At 75.2% G+C, this 15,156-nt stretch carries 9 protein-coding genes; 2 read left to right on the forward strand and 7 right to left on the reverse strand.

The genetic code is table 11. The features are described 5' to 3' along the window. Nucleotides 1-70: 70 nt before the first annotated feature. Nucleotides 71-3,538: an ATP-dependent helicase gene (locus ACFYUZ_RS12055; RefSeq protein WP_389308043.1), complete on the reverse strand. Its 3,468-nt coding sequence runs from the start codon at nucleotides 3,536-3,538 to the stop codon at nucleotides 71-73. Between the two features lie 176 nt (nucleotides 3,539-3,714). Continuing rightward, complete coding sequence (locus tag ACFYUZ_RS12060) at nucleotides 3,715-4,080, reverse strand: MGMT family protein (RefSeq protein WP_389308044.1); 366 nt, start codon at nucleotides 4,078-4,080, stop codon at nucleotides 3,715-3,717. Nucleotides 4,081-4,239: 159 nt separating this feature from the next. Here ACFYUZ_RS12060 and ACFYUZ_RS12065 point away from each other — a divergent pair, with 159 nt between their 5' ends. Together ACFYUZ_RS12065 and ACFYUZ_RS12070 are read left to right on the forward strand one after the other, a co-directional pair. Continuing rightward, the gene (locus tag ACFYUZ_RS12065) at nucleotides 4,240-6,885 is read left to right on the forward strand and encodes a lysylphosphatidylglycerol synthase domain-containing protein (RefSeq protein WP_389308046.1); all 2,646 of its coding nucleotides are present in this window, start codon (nucleotides 4,240-4,242) and stop codon (nucleotides 6,883-6,885) included. Between the two features lie 115 nt (nucleotides 6,886-7,000). Further along, nucleotides 7,001-8,581 carry an alpha/beta hydrolase gene (locus ACFYUZ_RS12070; RefSeq protein ID WP_389308048.1) on the forward strand — a complete coding sequence of 527 codons (1,581 nt, stop codon included), beginning with the start codon at nucleotides 7,001-7,003 and terminating at the stop codon, nucleotides 8,579-8,581. A 66-nt stretch (nucleotides 8,582-8,647) separates the two neighbouring features. On the opposite strand, the gene moeZ is transcribed toward ACFYUZ_RS12070, so the two are convergent. The 5 genes from moeZ to ACFYUZ_RS12095 form a co-directional block, all read right to left on the reverse strand. Then, on the reverse strand, nucleotides 8,648-9,826 hold the full coding sequence (moeZ, locus tag ACFYUZ_RS12075; protein WP_389308050.1) for an adenylyltransferase/sulfurtransferase MoeZ: 1,179 nt from the start codon (nucleotides 9,824-9,826) through the stop codon (nucleotides 8,648-8,650). Nucleotides 9,827-9,889: 63 nt separating this feature from the next. Next, entirely contained in the window at nucleotides 9,890-10,636 is a 747-nt protein-coding gene (locus tag ACFYUZ_RS12080) for a spherulation-specific family 4 protein (protein WP_389308052.1), read from the reverse strand. Then, nucleotides 10,624-11,595 carry an NAD(P)-dependent oxidoreductase gene (locus ACFYUZ_RS12085; protein WP_093874194.1) on the reverse strand — a complete coding sequence of 324 codons (972 nt, stop codon included), beginning with the start codon at nucleotides 11,593-11,595 and terminating at the stop codon, nucleotides 10,624-10,626. The genes ACFYUZ_RS12080 and ACFYUZ_RS12085 overlap by 13 nt, the downstream gene beginning before the upstream one ends. 201 nt (nucleotides 11,596-11,796) lie before the next feature. Next, complete coding sequence (locus tag ACFYUZ_RS12090) at nucleotides 11,797-13,332, reverse strand: hypothetical protein (RefSeq protein WP_389308054.1); 1,536 nt, start codon at nucleotides 13,330-13,332, stop codon at nucleotides 11,797-11,799. A 13-nt stretch (nucleotides 13,333-13,345) separates the two neighbouring features. Beyond that, nucleotides 13,346-14,983, reverse strand: coding sequence for a glycosyltransferase (locus ACFYUZ_RS12095; RefSeq protein ID WP_389308055.1), 1,638 nt, complete (start codon nucleotides 14,981-14,983; stop codon nucleotides 13,346-13,348). Nucleotides 14,984-15,156: the final 173 nt, after the last annotated feature.

Consider the following 15,156-nt stretch of genomic DNA (forward strand, 5'->3'; position numbering starts at 1 on the left):
AGGGCCGGCGGGGCGGCGCCAGGGATGTACGGGCAAGGACGTGACGCTCCGCACACGCGTCGGAAGGGCGTCAGTCGACGACCTGGCGGCCCTCCGGCCGGGCGCTGCACGAGGCCCGGAAGGCGCAGGTCGTGCAGTGCTGACCGGTGCTCGGGGTGAACCGCTCGTCGAGGACCCGGCCCGCCGCGTTGGCGAGCAGCTCGCCGACCCACTCCCCGGTCAGCGGCTCCTGCGCCTGGACCTTGGGCAGGGCGTCGCCGCCCTCCTTCTTCGGGGCCGCCTGCCGCAGCTGTACGAGCTCCGCTCCGCCCGGCTCCGGGCGGTCGCCGCCGAAGACCTCGTCGAGGGCGCCCTCCCGCACCGCGAGCTGGTAGACGGCGAGCTGAGGATGGTGGGCGACCTCGTCACGGGTGGGGGCCGACTTGCCGGTCTTGAAGTCGACGACGTACGCGCGCCCGTGCTCGTCGGTCTCGACGCGGTCCATGGAGCCCCGGATGCGGACCTCGTACTCCCCCGCCGCCAGGGTCACGTCGAAACCGTGCTCGGAGGCGGCCGGGGTGCGGCCGCCGCGGTCCATGACGTGCCAGCTCAGGAAGCGTTCGAGGGCCACGCGCGCGTTCTGCTTCTCCTGGGCCGACTTCCAGGGCGCGTCGAAGGCGAGGGCGTCCCACACGGAGTCCAGCCGGGCCATGAGGACGTCGAGGTCGGCCGGGGTGCGCCCGGAGGCGACCTCGTCGGCGAGGACGTGGACGACGTTCCCGAAGCCCTGGGCGACGGTGGCCGGGGCCGCCGCCTTGACCTCCCGGCCCAGGAACCACTGGAGGGCGCAGGTGGAGACCAGGTTCTCCAGGGAGCTCGGCGACAGCGCCACCGGCCGGTCGCGGTCGCGCAGCGGCGCCGCGCTGTGCGTCGGCTCGAACAGGCCCCACCAGCGGTCCGGGTGCGCGGCCGGAACCAGCGGCTGGCCGTCCTCGTCGGTGAGCGCGGCCAGCCGGGCGAGCCGGTCGGCGGCCGCCTCGCGGAGCGCGGGCGAGGCCTCCGGGTCGACGGTGGTGGCGCGGAGCTCGGCGACCAGGGCGGAGACGGCGAGCGGGCGGCGCGGGCGGCCCGGGACGTCCTTCGGTTCGGCGCCGAGCTCGGTGAGGAAGCGGGACGGCTGGTCGCCGTCCTCGGCCGCGGCCTTCACGGCGGTCACGACGAGCCGGTCGCGGGCGCGGGTGGTGGCGACGTAGAACAGCCGGCGCTCCTCCGCGAGGAGGGCGCCGGGGCTGAGGGGCTCGGCGAGGCCGTCACGGCCGATGCGGTCCGCTTCGAGGAGGGAGCCCCGGCGGCGGAGGTCCGGCCAGAGGCCCTCCTGCACGCCGGCGACGACGACGAAGCTCCACTCCAGGCCCTTGGAGCGGTGCGCGGTCATCAGACGGACGGCGTCCGGGCGGGTGTGCCGGCGGGTGAGGGTGTCGGCGGCGATGTCCTGGGCGTCGAGCTCCTCCAGGAAGTTGAGGACGCCCCGGCCGCCGACGCGCTCCTCGGCGCGGGCGGCGGTCTCGAAGAGGGCGCAGACGGCGTCGAGGTCGCGGTCGGCGTTGCGTCCGGCGGGGCCGCCGCGGAGGGCGGCGCGCTCCAGGCGGTTGGGCCAGGGGGTGCCCTGCCAGAGCACCCAGAGGGCCTCCTCGGCGGTGCCTCCGGCGTCGAGCAGCGCGCGGGTCTCCTGGAGGAGCTGCCCCAGGCGCTGGGCACCACGTGCGTAGGCGGGGTCGTGCGCGACGAGGCGCTCGGGCTCGGCGAGGGCCTTCGCCAGGAGGACGTCCGAGGGGGGCGGGACCTTGTTGCCCGCGGCGCGCTCCTCGTCCCGCAGGGCCCTTCCCAGTCGGCGGAGGTCGGCGGGGTCCACTCCCGCGAGGGGGGAGGCGAGCAGTTCGAGTGCGGTCTCCACGGGGAGCCAGGCGGCTTCGGCGTCGGGCTCGCCCGGGGTGCCCGTCGCGTCGGGGGCCGGGTCGCCGTCCGGCGCGGGGGCGGGGTCCTGCGGGACGCCGGCCGGGGTGGGTGCGGCGCCGTTGTCGTCGGTTGTGCCCACCCGTTCCGCCTCTGCGGAACGCCCGCCCACGACCGGGTCCGGAGAGGGCCCGCCCACGACCGGGTCCGTGGAGCGTGTGCCCGTCGTGCCCGCCACCGCCCTCAGTGCCAGCAGCAGGGGGGCCACGGCCGGTTCGTGGCGGAGGGGGGTGTCCGCCGCGTCCGTCTCCACGGGGACGCCCGCCGAGGTGAGGGCGCGGCGGAGGGACGGCAGGGAGGCGGCGGCGCGGGTGAGGACGGCCATGTCCTGCCAGGGCACGCCGTCCTCCAGGTGGGCGCGGCGCAGCAGGTCGGCGATGTTCTCGGCCTCCGCCGAGGCCGTGGGGTACGTGTACGCCTCCGCCCGTCCCCCGTCCCGCGTCGGGGCGAGCTCGCGGTGGGCGCGGACCTTGTCGGCGGGGAGCCGGGGCATCGGCATGCGCTGGGCGAGCAGCCGGGTCGCCCCGAGCAGCGCCGTACCCGCGCGGCGCGAGGTGCGCAGGACGCGGACGTCCGCGCCGGCGAAGGAGGACGGGAAGTCGAGGATGCCGTTCACGTCGGCGCCGCGGAAGGCGTAGATGGACTGGTCCGGGTCGCCGAAGGCGACGACCGTGCTCCGGCCGTCGCCCGCGAGCGCGTGCAGGAGCCGGACCTGTGCCGGGTCGGTGTCCTGGTACTCGTCGACGTAGATCGCGTCGTACGCGGGCGTGCGGGCGTCCCGGGCGAGCGGTACGGCCCGGTGGACGAGCTCCGCGTAGTCGAGGACGCCCTGGAGGTCGAGGACGTCGAGGTACTCGGCGAGGAAGCCGGCCGCGGCCTTCCAGTCCGGGCGGCCGACCCGGTCCGCGAAGCGGGCGAGCGCGTCCGGTCCGAGGCCCAGCTCGCGGGAGCGCGCGAGGACGGCCCGCACCTCGTCGGCGAAGCCCCGGGTGGTGAGGCAGGCGCGGAGCTCGTCGGGCCAGCGGACCTGTCCGAGGCCCGTCCGCTCCAGGTCGATCTGGCCGGCGAGGAGTTCGCGGACGGCGAGGTCCTGCTCGGGTCCGGAGAGCAGCCGGAGCGGTTCGGCGAAGAGCTCGGCGTCCTGGTGGGCGCGGATGAGGGCGTAGCAGTACGAGTGGAAGGTGGTCGCCTGCGGGGGGCGGCGGCCTCCGAGCCGGGTGGCCATGCGGTCGCGGAGTTCGACGGCGGCCTTGCGGCTGAAGGTGAGGACGAGGAGGCGTTCGGGGTCGGCGCCGTTCTCCATGCGGGCGGCGACCGCCTCGACCAGGGTGGTCGTCTTGCCGGTGCCGGGCCCGGCGAGGACGAGGAGAGGTCCGCCGGTGTGGTCAACCACTTCCCGCTGGACTGCGTCCAGCTGAGGGGGATCCAGCGGGGCCGGCGTGGTGCGTACCAGTCGGTACGCACCCGGGGTCCGCTGCCGTCCCGGACCCGGGTACGGCTGTCCCTGGTGCGGCGGCGTACGCCGGGTGGTGGAGGAGGAGCTCACGTGGTTCGCCGGTCCTGGTGGGTGTGGTGGTGCGGGTGAGGCGGCCGTGTGCCGTGGCCGCCGCCTCGGGAGACGCGAGCGAAGACGTTACGCGAAGCGCGCCGCCGACAAGCCGTACTCCGTGCCTCGTCCACCCTCGCGGACCCGTTCCGCCCGGGCCGACCGGGGCGGCTCCCTCAGATGTGAGTTCCGTCCCAGCGGGCCCGGCGCATGTCGATCCTCGGCACGTGCCCCTCGGCCGCCGGGCCCGCCGCGCGCAGCGGGGTGCCCTCCTCGCGGTAGTGGCCGAGGGCCCGGAGCTCGTGGCCGGGCAGCAGCGTGCCGTCGGCGCGGACCACCCTCCACCAGGGGGCCGTCCCGCCGTACAGGGCCATGACCCGGCCGACTTGGCGCGGTCCGCCCTCGCCGAGCCACTCGGCCACGTCGCCGTAGGTCATGACCCGGCCGGGAGGGATCGAGTCGGCGACGTCGAGCACCCGCTCCGCGTACTCGGGCAGTTCTCCGGGCTCCCCCACGGGTTCCTCCACGCTCATCCGCCCCATCCTGCCTCACCCCACCGACATGGCCCTGATGCCTCCGCGCGGCAGCTCTTCGTGCCACCATCGTGCGGGCGGTGACTGGTGATACGAGATCAAGAGCGACAAGTACAAGAACAAGACGTACGAGAACGTGATCGACGAGACGCACAGGCAGAGACGGACATGGTGATGGGGCAGGACACGCAGCCTCCCGGCGGGGCTCAGCCCGACGTGCCCGAGCGGGTCTCCGGTGACGAGCCGCTGCTCGCCGCCCGCGTCCACCGGCCCTCCGACCTCATGCGGCTGCTCGTCGGTCTGCTCGCCATCGGGCTCGTCATCGCCGTCGCCGCGTTCGCCCACGCCACGACCTCGGGCCTGGAGCAGGACATCAACAAGGGGGCGACCGGCACCCCGGACGTCTTCGTCAAGATCGCCGGCCTCGTCTCGTCCATCGCCGTCCTGCTCGTGCCGGTCGCCTTCGCCATCGAGCGGCTGATCAAGCGGGACGGGCTGCGCATCGCGGACGGCGTCCTCGCCGCCGTCCTGGCGCACGGCGTCACCCTCGCCACCGACCTGTGGGTCGCCCAGGCCGCGCCCGGCACGGTCCAGGACGCGCTGACCCAGCCGCAGTCCGGGGGCGGGCTCACGGACCCGGTGCACAACTACCTCGCGCCGGTGATCGCGTACATGACGGCCGTCGGCATGGCCCGCAGGCCCCGCTGGCGGGTGTCGCTCTGGGTGGTGCTGCTGCTCGACGCGTTCACGATGCTGGTGGCCGGCTACACCACCGCCCTCTCGATCATCCTGACCGTCCTGATCGGCTGGACGGTGGCGTACGGCACGCTGTACGCCGTCGGCTCGCCGAACGTCCGGCCCACCGGACAGACCCTCCTCGCCGGTCTGCGCCGGGTCGGCTTCCGGCCGGTGACCGCGCTGCGCGCCGAGGGCGTGCCCGACTCGGCGGAAAGCGCCGACCGGGGCCGCCGCTACATCGTGACCCTGGAGGACGGGCCGCCGCTCGACGTCACCGTCGTCGACCGGGAGCAGCAGGCGCACGGCTTCTTCTACCGCGCGTGGCGGCGGATCACCCTGCGGACGATCACCACCCGCCGCTCGATCGTCTCGCTGCGCCAGGCCCTGGAGCAGGAGGCGCTCCTCGCGTACGCGGCGATCGCCGCCGGGGCGAACGCACCGAAGCTGATCGCCACCTCGGAGCTCGGCCCGGACGCCGTGATGCTGGTGTACGAGCACACCGGCGGCCGGAGCCTGGACAGCCTCGACGACGCCGAGATCACCGACGAGCTGGCCCACAGCGCCTGGCGGCAGGTCCGGGCGCTGCAGTCGCGGCGGATCGCGCACCGCCGGCTCACCGGGGACGCGATCCTGGTGGATCGTTCCGGCAGGGTGATCCTCACCGATCTGCGGGGCGGCGAGATCGCGGCCGGCGACCTGATCCTGCGGATGGACATCGCCCAGCTGCTCACCACCCTCGGCCTGCGGGTGGGGGCGGATCGGGCGGTCGCCGCGGCCGTCGAGGTGCTCGGCCCGGACACCGTCGCCGACTGTCTGCCGCTGCTCCAGCCGATCGCCCTGAGCCGCTCCACGCGCGCGACGTTGCGGAAGCTGGCACGGGAGCGGTCCGCGCGGGAGCGCGAGGCCGTGCTCGCGGCCTCGGAGGCGGCCAAGCACGAGCGGGAGCTCGCCAAGGCCGAGGCGGCAGCGGACAGGAAGGCCGTACGGGCGGAGACGAAGGCCGAGAAGAAGGCGGACAAGAAGGCCGAGAAGCGGGCCCTCGACACCGCCCTGGACGAGGCCCGCGAGGAGGACCTGCTCGCGCAGATCCGACAGCAGGTGCTGCTGATCCGCCCGCAGGCCCCGGTGGAGCCGGTCCGGCTGGAGCGGATCAAGCCGCGGACGCTGGTCAGCCTGATCGCGGGCGCGGTCGCCGCGTACTTCCTGCTCTCGCAGATCGCCCGTACGCCGCTGTCGACGGTCAGCGAGGCGGACTGGCGGTGGGTCGCGGCGGCCGTGCTGTTCTCGGCGCTCAGCTATGTGGCGGCGGCGATGAGCCTGCTCGGCTTCGTCCCCGAGCGGGTCGGGTTCTGGCGGACGGTGGTGGCGCAGATCGCCGGCTCCTTCGTGAAGATCGTCGCCCCGGCGGCGGTCGGCGGCGTCGCCCTGAACACCCGCTTCCTCCAGCGCTCGGGAGTGCGCCCGGGGCTCGCGGTGGCGAGCGTCGGCGCCTCGCAGCTCTTCGGTCTCGGGGCGCACATCCTGCTCCTGCTCTCCTTCGGCTATCTGACGGGCACCGAGAAGTCGCAGTCCTTCACCCCGTCGAGGACGGTGATCGCCGGGCTCCTGACGGTCGCGGTGCTCGTCCTGGTGGTGACGGCGATCCCGTTCATGCGCAAGTTCGTCTCGACGCGGCTGCGCTCGCTCTTCGCCGGTGTGGTGCCCCGCATGCTGGACGTGCTCCAGCGGCCGGTGAAGCTGGCGACGGGCATCAGCGGGATGCTGTTCCTGACCCTCGTGTTCGTCCTCTGTCTGGACGCCTCGATCCGGGCCTTCAGCCACGGGAACCAGACGATCAGTTACGCGACCGTGGCCGTCGTCTTCCTCGCGGGCAACGCGCTCGGTTCGGCGGCGCCCACCCCGGGCGGTGTCGGCGCGGTCGAGGGCGCGCTCACCGTCGGCCTGGTCACCGTCGGCGGCCTGCCGATCGAGGTCGCGACCCCGGCGGTGCTCCTGTACCGCCTGCTGACGCTGTGGATCCCGGTGCTGCCGGGGTGGCTCTGCTTCAACTGGCTGACCAAGCGGGAAGCCCTGTAGGGGCCCGTCCCGCCGGTCGGGCCGGGCCCGCGGCACGACCGGCGGGGCCCCTCGTCCGCCACCCGCTTGGACCTCCGCCCGCGCGGGGGCGCGGGCGGCGGCCCAGGATGGTCCCATGCCGATCTCCGCAGCCCAGCGCGCCGCTCTGCTCACCGCCACCACCGTGCTGCTCGCCGCCGGCTGCTCGGACGGGGGAGACGGGACGGCGGGCCCGGTGAAGGCGTCCGCCACCGCGAGCGGGCTCGCGGCGCTGATGGCGCAGAAGCTGTCCTGGGCACCCTGTCCGGCACCGTCCGCCGCCGAGGGCGGCGGGCCGTCGCCCTCGCCGCTGCCCGGGGGCGCAGCCTGGGAGTGCTCCTTCCTCCAGACGCCGCTCGACTGGTCGAAGCCGGACGGCGACAGGATCGAGCTGGCCCTCATCCGGGCCAGGGCCCGGGACGCCTCCCGGCGGATCGGCTCGCTCGTCTTCAACTTCGGCGGGCCCGGCGGCTCCGGCGTCACCGGCCTGCCCGGTTTCGCCGGCGACTACGAGGCCCTGCGCGGCCGCTACGACCTGGTCTCCTTCGACCCGCGCGGGGTCGGCCGCAGCGACCCCGTCGAGTGCGCCACCGACAAGGAGCTCGACGCCTACTACGCCCTGGACTTCACGCCCGACGACACCGCCGAGGAGCGGACGCTGTCCGACGCGCAGAAGCGGTACGCGAAGGGCTGCGAGCGGGACGCCGGCGCGGCCCTGCCGCACGTCGGCACGGAGAACGCGGCCCGGGACATGGACCTGATGCGCCAGGTCCTCGGCGACGAGAAGCTGCACTACTTCGGCATCTCGTACGGCACCGAACTCGGCGGCGTCTACGCCCACATGTTCCCGAAGAACGTGGGCCGGGCCGTCTTCGACGCGGTCGTCGACCCGGACGCGGGCGTCGAGGAGGGCGCCCTCGGCCAGGCGAAGGGCTTCCAGCTCGCGCTGGACAACTTCGCCCAGGACTGTGTGGACCGCGGTGACGAGTGCGCGCTGCCGGGCGACAGCGTCGCCGAGGTCGAGAAGGGGATCACGGACCTCCTCGCGGCCCTCGACAAGAAGCCGATCGCCGGGATCGGCGACCGGAAGCTGACCCAGACCCAGGCCACCAACGGCATCGCGCAGGCCCTGTACTCGAAGGAGTTCTGGCCGTATCTGGAGCAGGGGCTGGACGCGGCCGACGGCGGCGACGGGGGGCTGCTCCTCTCCCTGTCCGACTCGATGAACGGGCGCGGCGAGAACGGCTCGTACAGCAACATCCAGGCCGCGAACGCGGCCATCAACTGCGTGGACTTCAAGGAGCGCTACACCCTCGGGCAGGCGAAGGAGCGGCTCGGCCAGTTCCGCGAGGCCTCCCCCGTCTTCGGCGACTTCATGGGCTGGGCGCTCGCGAGCTGCTCGCAGTGGCCGGTGCCGGGGCTGTGGGAGCACCCGGACGTCTCCGCGCCGGGCTCGGCGCCGATCCTGGTCGTGGGGAACACCGGTGACCCGGCCACGCCGTACGAGGGCGCCCGGGCCATGGTGAAGGCGCTCGGCGACGGCGTCGGGGTGGAGCTGACGTACGAGGGCGAGGGCCACGGCGCGTACAACGGCGGCAGCACGTGCGTGAAGAAGGCGGTGGACGACTACCTGCTGGCGGGCAAGGTCCCGGCCTCGGGCACGGTCTGCAAGAAGTGACGGACCCGGCGCACGCGGAAGGCCCCGGACCCGCGTCGGCGGGTCCGGGGCCTTCCGTGGTGCGTCCTAGTAGACCGGCTTCTCGGGCTCGATCTGGTGGACCCAGCCGATCACGCCGCCGCCGACGTGGACCGCGTCCGCGAAGCCCGCGGACTTGAGCACCGCGAGGACTTCCGCACTGCGGACACCCGTCTTGCAGTGCAGGACGATCCGCCGGTCCTGCGGGAGGTCCTGGAGGGCGTTGCCCATCAGGAACTCGTTCTTCGGGATCAGACGCGCGCCGGGGATCGAGACGATCTCGTACTCGTTCGGCTCGCGGACGTCGATGATGTCGATCTTCTCGTCCGCGTCGATCCACTCCTTGAGCTGCTTCGGAGTGATCGTCGAGCCGAGCGCCGCCTCCTGGGCCTCCTCGGACACGACGCCGCAGAAGGCCTCGTAGTCGATGAGCTCGGTGACGGTCGGGTTCTCGCCGCAGACCGCGCAGTTGGGGTCCTTGCGGACCTTGACCTGGCGGTACTGCATCTCCAGGGCGTCGTAGATCATCAGGCGGCCGACCAGCGGGTCGCCCACGCCGGCCAGGACCTTGATGGCCTCGGTGACCTGGATGGAGCCGATGGACGCGCAGAGCACGCCCAGGACGCCGCCCTCGGCGCAGGACGGGACCATGCCCGGCGGCGGGGGCTCCGGGTAGAGGCAGCGGTAGCAGGGGCCGTACTCGGACCAGAAGACGGACGCCTGGCCGTCGAAGCGGTAGATCGAGCCCCAGACGTACGGCTTGTTGAGCAGCACGCAGGCGTCGTTCACCAGGTAGCGGGTGGCGAAGTTGTCGGTGCCGTCGACGATCAGGTCGTACTGGCCGAAGATGTCCATCACGTTGTCGGCCTCGAGCCGCTCCTCGTGAAGGATCACGTTCACGTACGGGTTGATGCCGAGCACGCTGTCGCGCGCCGACTCGGCCTTGGAGCGGCCGATGTCGGCCTGGCTGTGGATGATCTGGCGCTGGAGGTTCGACTCGTCCACTTCGTCGAACTCCACGATGCCGAGCGTTCCCACGCCGGCGGCGGCCAGGTACATCAGGGCCGGGGAACCGAGGCCGCCGGCGCCCACACACAGCACCTTGGCGTTCTTCAGCCGCTTCTGCCCGTCCATCCCGACGTCGGGGATGATCAGGTGGCGGGAGTACCTGCGGACCTCGTCTACGGTGAGCTCGGCGGCCGGCTCGACCAGGGGTGGCAGCGACACGGGGACTCCGGTGGTCGGGATGTCAGTACGGTTGTTCTCCCCGTAACACTGCCACGCCCCTTCTCATTCCGAGACACCCGTTCCGATCCGCGAGACGATTTCGTCCCAGTAGCCGGGCAGTGATTGGAATGGGGCACTTTGTCCCGGCCGCCCCGTGCGATCCGTGAAGAAGATCGTTCCCGCCCCCTGCCAGCGGGCGATCCGCAGGGCCTCCTCCAGGTGGGTGCGCGGGATCCCGTGGACGAGGTGGACGAACTTGGCCTCCGTGTACTCGGCGGTCCACTCCGCCACCTGCGACCAGCGGTAGTCCACCCAGGAGCCGGCGAAGGTCACCAGCTGGTCGGCGGCCTCGGCGTACCCCGGGTGGGGGTGGGTGCCGTGGCCGAGGACGAGGTGGGCCTCGCCGCCGAGCACGGCCTCCAGGGCCGCGGTGAGCCGCCGCGTCCCGGCCAGGTCCGCCCGGTCGGCGGGGGCCCGGTCCAGGTAGAAGCCGTCGATCCGGTACCAGTCGAGGAAGCGGTGGGCGTCCGAGACCAGCTCTCCGAAGGGCCGGGAGCCGTACGCCAGGTCGAGGTGCCCGAGCACCTTCACCCCGGCGTTCCGCAGCTTCCCGGCGGCCGCCAGGCAGTGCGGGTCGGGGCGGCTCCCGGGGCCCTCCGCCACGTTGAGCACCGCCCAGTGCAGCGGGGTCCCGGGGCGGGTCAGCTCGGCCCACTCGACGGGGGCGAGCAGCGGATGGGCGTAGCCGGGGACGCCGAAGCCGAGCGCCTGGACGGCCCCGGTGGCCGTGGTCCCCGTCAGATGCGACACGCCGCCTCCATCCAGATGTCGGCGAGGGACTCCTCCAGATTGATCCGGGGCCGCCAGCCGAGCCGGTCGCGGGCGGTGCGGACGTCCGCCTGCTGCCAGGGCCCGCAGCCGTCGGGGTACGGGTACGGGGCGGAGGCCAGCTGGTCGGCGATGGTCCCCTCGGTGCGGGGGGCGCCGATCATCGGGCGCTGCGGGATGCCGTGCGGGGCGTCCAGCTCGTGCAGGTTGCCGGAGTAGCCGGCGACCCGGGCGAGGACGGCGGCGGCGTCCCGGAGCTTGACGGCGCGGCCGGTGCCGATGTTGACGACGCCCTGGGCGGCGGAGAGGGAGGCGGCGTGGACGGCCCGCGCCACGTCCCGCACGTCCACGAAGTCCCGCTGCACGCCGAGGCCGCTGAGCTTGAGCTCGCCGTCCCCGGCCTGCATGGCGCGGCGCATCGCCTCGGCGAGGCGGCCGAGCGGGGAGCCGGCCGGCGTGCCGGGACCGACCGGGGAGAAGACCCGCAGGACGACGGCGTCGAGCCCCGAGCCGAGGACGAGTTCCGTCGCGGCGAGCTTCGACACGCCGTACGGGCCGCCGGGGCGCGGGATCGCGTCCTCGGCCGTGGAGGAGCCGGGCTGGCTCGGTCCGTACTCCGAGGCGCAGCCGACCTGGACGAGCCGGGCCCCGCAGCCGCTGCGGCGCAGGGCCTCGCAGACGGTGGCGACGGCGACGGTGTTGTGCCGGGTCAGCTCGCGGGCGCCGCCGCGGGTGGCTCCGGCGCAGTTGACGACGACCCCGGGGTGGACGGCGTCCAGGAAGCGGGTGAGCGCGCCGGGGCTGCCGGAGGCGAGGTCGAAGCGCACGTCGGCGTCGTCGCCCCGGCCGAGCGCGGTGAGGTGGACGGCCGGGTCGGCGAGCAGCCGGTCGGCGACGAAGCGTCCGATGAAGCCGTTGGCTCCGAGCAGTAGAACCCTCATCGCGCGGCCCCTACGTGCCGACCGGCCGGTCCTTGGGTTCGAGGGGTCATGATCTTCGTTCTCCTTGCGGGGTGATGAGAGAGGTGACGGGGCGCGCCCGCGGCGTCGGCTCCGCGGGTGCGGAAAGGTTCTTCACAGGAGGCTCGGCGGGGTGGGGGTTGCTCTGGCCGCCAGGCCTCCGGCGGGGTGCACGGCTGGTTCTCATGGGGTGGCGTGGGCCGAGGCCCGGGCGAGGGCGCCGGTCGCGTGGGCCAGCAGGCCGAGCGCGGCGGCGCCGCAGACGAGGGTGGGTACGGCCCCGGGGCCCCAGGCTCCGACGAGGGTGCGCACCGGGGCGGCGAGCGCGTCGAAGCCGGGGACGGGGAGGCGGGCGGCGAGGACGCTCGCGAGGGCGAGGACCTCGCCGGCACAGGCCGCGGCGAGGACGGCGGCGGCCGTCCCGGGATGGCCGTGGACGGTGTGGAGCCGGGCGAGCAGCAGCAGCGCCCCGAGGGCGAGGGCTCCGGAGCTGAAGCCGGTGAGGGCGAGCAGGCCGGCGAGGGCGAGGAGTTGGAGGGTCACGGTGCCGAGGAGCAGCGGCCGGGTGGCGGCGGCGAAGTCGGCGAGGCCGCGGCTGTCGGCGATGCGGCGGCGGGCCCGGCTCGCGAAGAGGTGGGCGCCCCAGGCCGCGGGGGCGACGGCGAGGGCGAGGCCCAGGAGGGGCGCGGGGGCGGTCTCCCAGGGCCCCTCGGGGCCGCCGGTGAGGACCTGGTCCAGGAGTCCGTCGCCGCCGACCGCGTACGCCAGGAGCCAGAGGGTCCAGAGCCGGGCGGCGGGGACGGTCCCCCCGTCCGGGGCGCGGAAGGGGCCCTGCCGGACGGCGAGCAGCAGGGCCCCGCCGAGGGCGAGGGTCCCGGCGGCCCCGACGGCGAGCCGCACGGGCCCGTGGCCGAGGGCGAGTCCGAGCCCCGTGAGCCCGGCGACCCCGCCGGGGGCGAGGACGGCGAGCGCCCAGGGCGCCCGGGCCCGCTCCGGCTCCGCGGCGGGCGCGGGCCCCTCCTGTCCGCGGGGCACGCGCGCGTACAGCTCCTCGGCGAGCGAGAACACGTCCCGGTGCCGGAACCGCGCGGCGGTCCGGTCGGTGAAGCCCTGCGCCTCCAGGCCCGCGGCGATCTCCAGCGGATCGACGGCCCGCTCGCAGAGCTCCCGGTACCGGTGCATGAGCACCTTCACGGGGTCGGCCTGCCCCCGCCGCCCCCGGGGACGGCCGGCCTCCGCGACGGCGCCGGCCGGTGCGGGGCGGCGGGCGGTGCCGTCCGCGACGGTGTCGGCCGGTGCGGGGCGGTGGGCGGTGCCTGCCGGTGCGGGGCGGTGGGCTGCGGCCGTGGCGGTCGCGGGGCGGTCCTCGGTGCGGGTCCCCTCGGCCCGCTCGGCCGAACCCGGGGTCGGGGCGGGGCCCTTCGGGGCCGGGGCGGAATCCGGCGTGGCCGCCGCATCCGACGAGGTCCCGTCCTGCCGGTCCGTCGTCGCCGGGTCCGGCGCCCCCGGCGCGCCCCAGGCCGTGCCGGGGCACGGGGGCGTCGTGGTGGCCGTCACCGTGGGCGGGGCTATCCCGGAAGGGGTCGCGTCGACGGGGTCCTCGGGGGCGGGGGCGCGCAGGTCGAGGGTGCCGGCCGCGGTGAGGGCGGGGGTGCCGAGAAGGGCTTCGGAGCGGGCGTCCCAGGCTCCGGGGCTCGTCGGGGCGGCGGAGCCGCGCATGGGGGTGCCTCCTTCAGGCATCGGGGGCTCCCGTCCCCGCGGCCACGGCCTTGTGCGCCCAGCTGCCGGGCACATGCGCCTCTGCCGGGTGGGCGAAGGGGACGCCGTCCCCGGGGCGGTGGCGCACCGGCGCGTGGGAGAGGAGTTCGAGGTAGATGCCGCGGAACGCGGCGAGGTTCTGTTCGACGGTGAAGAGTTCGAGGGCGCGGGCGCGGGCGGCGGCGCCGAGCCGGTGGCGGCGCTCGGGGTCGCGGAGGAGCGCGAGGCACGCGTCGGCGAGCGCCCGGGGGTTGCGCGGGGGGACGACGAGGCCGGTGCCGCCGATGATCTCGACGACCGCGCCGACGTCGGTGGAGACGGTGGCCCGCGCACAGAACATCGCTTCGACGAGGCTGGCGGGGAAGCCCTCGACGAGGCTGGACATGACGACGAGCGCGCCGGAGGCGTAGGCGTCCTCCAGGGTGGGCGCCTCCGGGCCGCCGAGCTCCTCGAAGGCGACGGGGTTCTCGCCGACGGCGTGCGCCCCGGGGGCCTCGTCGGGGAAGAGCTGGGCGGCGAGCCCCTTGCAGTACGTGAGGTAGGCGCCGCCGCCCGGTTCGCGCTCGGGCACGGCGACGATCCGCAGCCGGGCGTCGGGCTGGCGGGCACGGATCTCGGCGAAGGCGTGGAGGAGGCCGATGAGGTCCTTGGCGGGTTCGACGCGGCCGACCCAGACGAGGGTGGCGGGGTCGCCGCTCTCCTCGTCCTCGCCGACCTCGGCGAAGCGTTCGGCGGCCATGCCGGGGTGGACGGTGCGGATGCGGGCCCGGTCGGCGCCGCACTTCTCCTGCCAGCGGCGGGCGTGGGCGTTGCCGGGGGTGAGGAGGGCGGCCTGCCGGTAGGTCTCGCCGGCGAGCCGGCCGTGGAGGGCGGCGAGCAGGGCGCGCAGGGGGGCGGAGCGGTCGGCGCCGGCCGCGGAGAGGTAGTGGGCGCGCAGCGGTACGCCGTACTCGGTGACGAGCAGGGGGGTCCCGAAGAAGCGTTTGGCCAGCAGGCCGGGGAGGGCGGTGGTGCCTCCGGCGGCGGCGTGGCAGAGGTCGGCGGCGCCGAGCGCGTCGTCCCCGTACCAGTCGAGCGAGAGGGGGCGCAGGGCCCGCTCCAGGTGCTCGGCGAAGGCGAGGTGGTCGGGGAGCCCGGCGGCGGCCGCGCCCCGGCGTGCGCCGGGCGCGCGGCAGGCGGCCTCCAGGGCGCGGACGGCGTCGTCGGAGCGGAGCGCCCCGGGCAGTCCGCCGCGCTCGCGGGCGAGTTCGGCGAGGGCGTAGAGGCCCTCGGCGAAGGGGGCCTCGCCGTCCTCGGCGCAGAGTCCGGTGGCGAGCCGGTGGCAGGCCTCGGTGAAGCGGCGCCGCTCGTGGCGTCCGTAGGCCCGGCGGGCGGCGCGCGGCCCGCGGGGGCTCCACGCTCCGGAGGCCGCCGGGGGCGCGTCCGGGCCGCCGAGGTCGGCGGTGCGGGCGACGCGGGCGTGGGGCGGCAGGGGCCGCGGGGTGCCGGCGGGGCCGAGGACGTAGAGGTCGAACCGGTGCTGTCCGAGCCCGCGCACGAGCCGTTCGCACCAGCGTCCGGACTCACCGGTGGCGTACGGGTAGCCACCCTCCGTGAGCAGTCCGATCCGCACGCGTGCACCCCCGATCTCCCTTGACGGCGGCCACCGTCGGTCCGGTGACTCGCAGCGGGAAGAACGTAAGCGGATACACCGGTGGTGGGGGGGGGGGGGGGGGGGGGGGGGCCCCCCCCCGGGGGGGGGCGCGGGGGGGGGCCCCCCCCCCCCCGGGCCGGGGGGGGGGCCGG

This window comes from Streptomyces sp. NPDC004266 (assembly GCF_042874095.1).
Classification (GTDB): domain Bacteria; phylum Actinomycetota; class Actinomycetes; order Streptomycetales; family Streptomycetaceae; genus Streptomyces.

Excerpts from the sequence above, each read along its gene's own strand:
- ACFYUZ_RS12060 (WP_389308044.1), bottom strand. The coding sequence starts at position 4,080 with ATGGGGCGGATGAGCGTGGAGGAACCCGTGGGGGAGCCCGGAGAACTG.
- ACFYUZ_RS12065 (WP_389308046.1), top strand. The coding sequence starts at position 4,240 with ATGGTGATGGGGCAGGACACGCAGCCTCCCGGCGGGGCTCAGCCCGAC.
- ACFYUZ_RS12070 (WP_389308048.1), top strand. The coding sequence starts at position 7,001 with ATGCCGATCTCCGCAGCCCAGCGCGCCGCTCTGCTCACCGCCACCACC.
- ACFYUZ_RS12085 (WP_093874194.1), bottom strand. The coding sequence starts at position 11,595 with ATGAGGGTTCTACTGCTCGGAGCCAACGGCTTCATCGGACGCTTCGTC.
- ACFYUZ_RS12090 (WP_389308054.1), bottom strand. The coding sequence starts at position 13,332 with ATGCGCGGCTCCGCCGCCCCGACGAGCCCCGGAGCCTGGGACGCCCGC.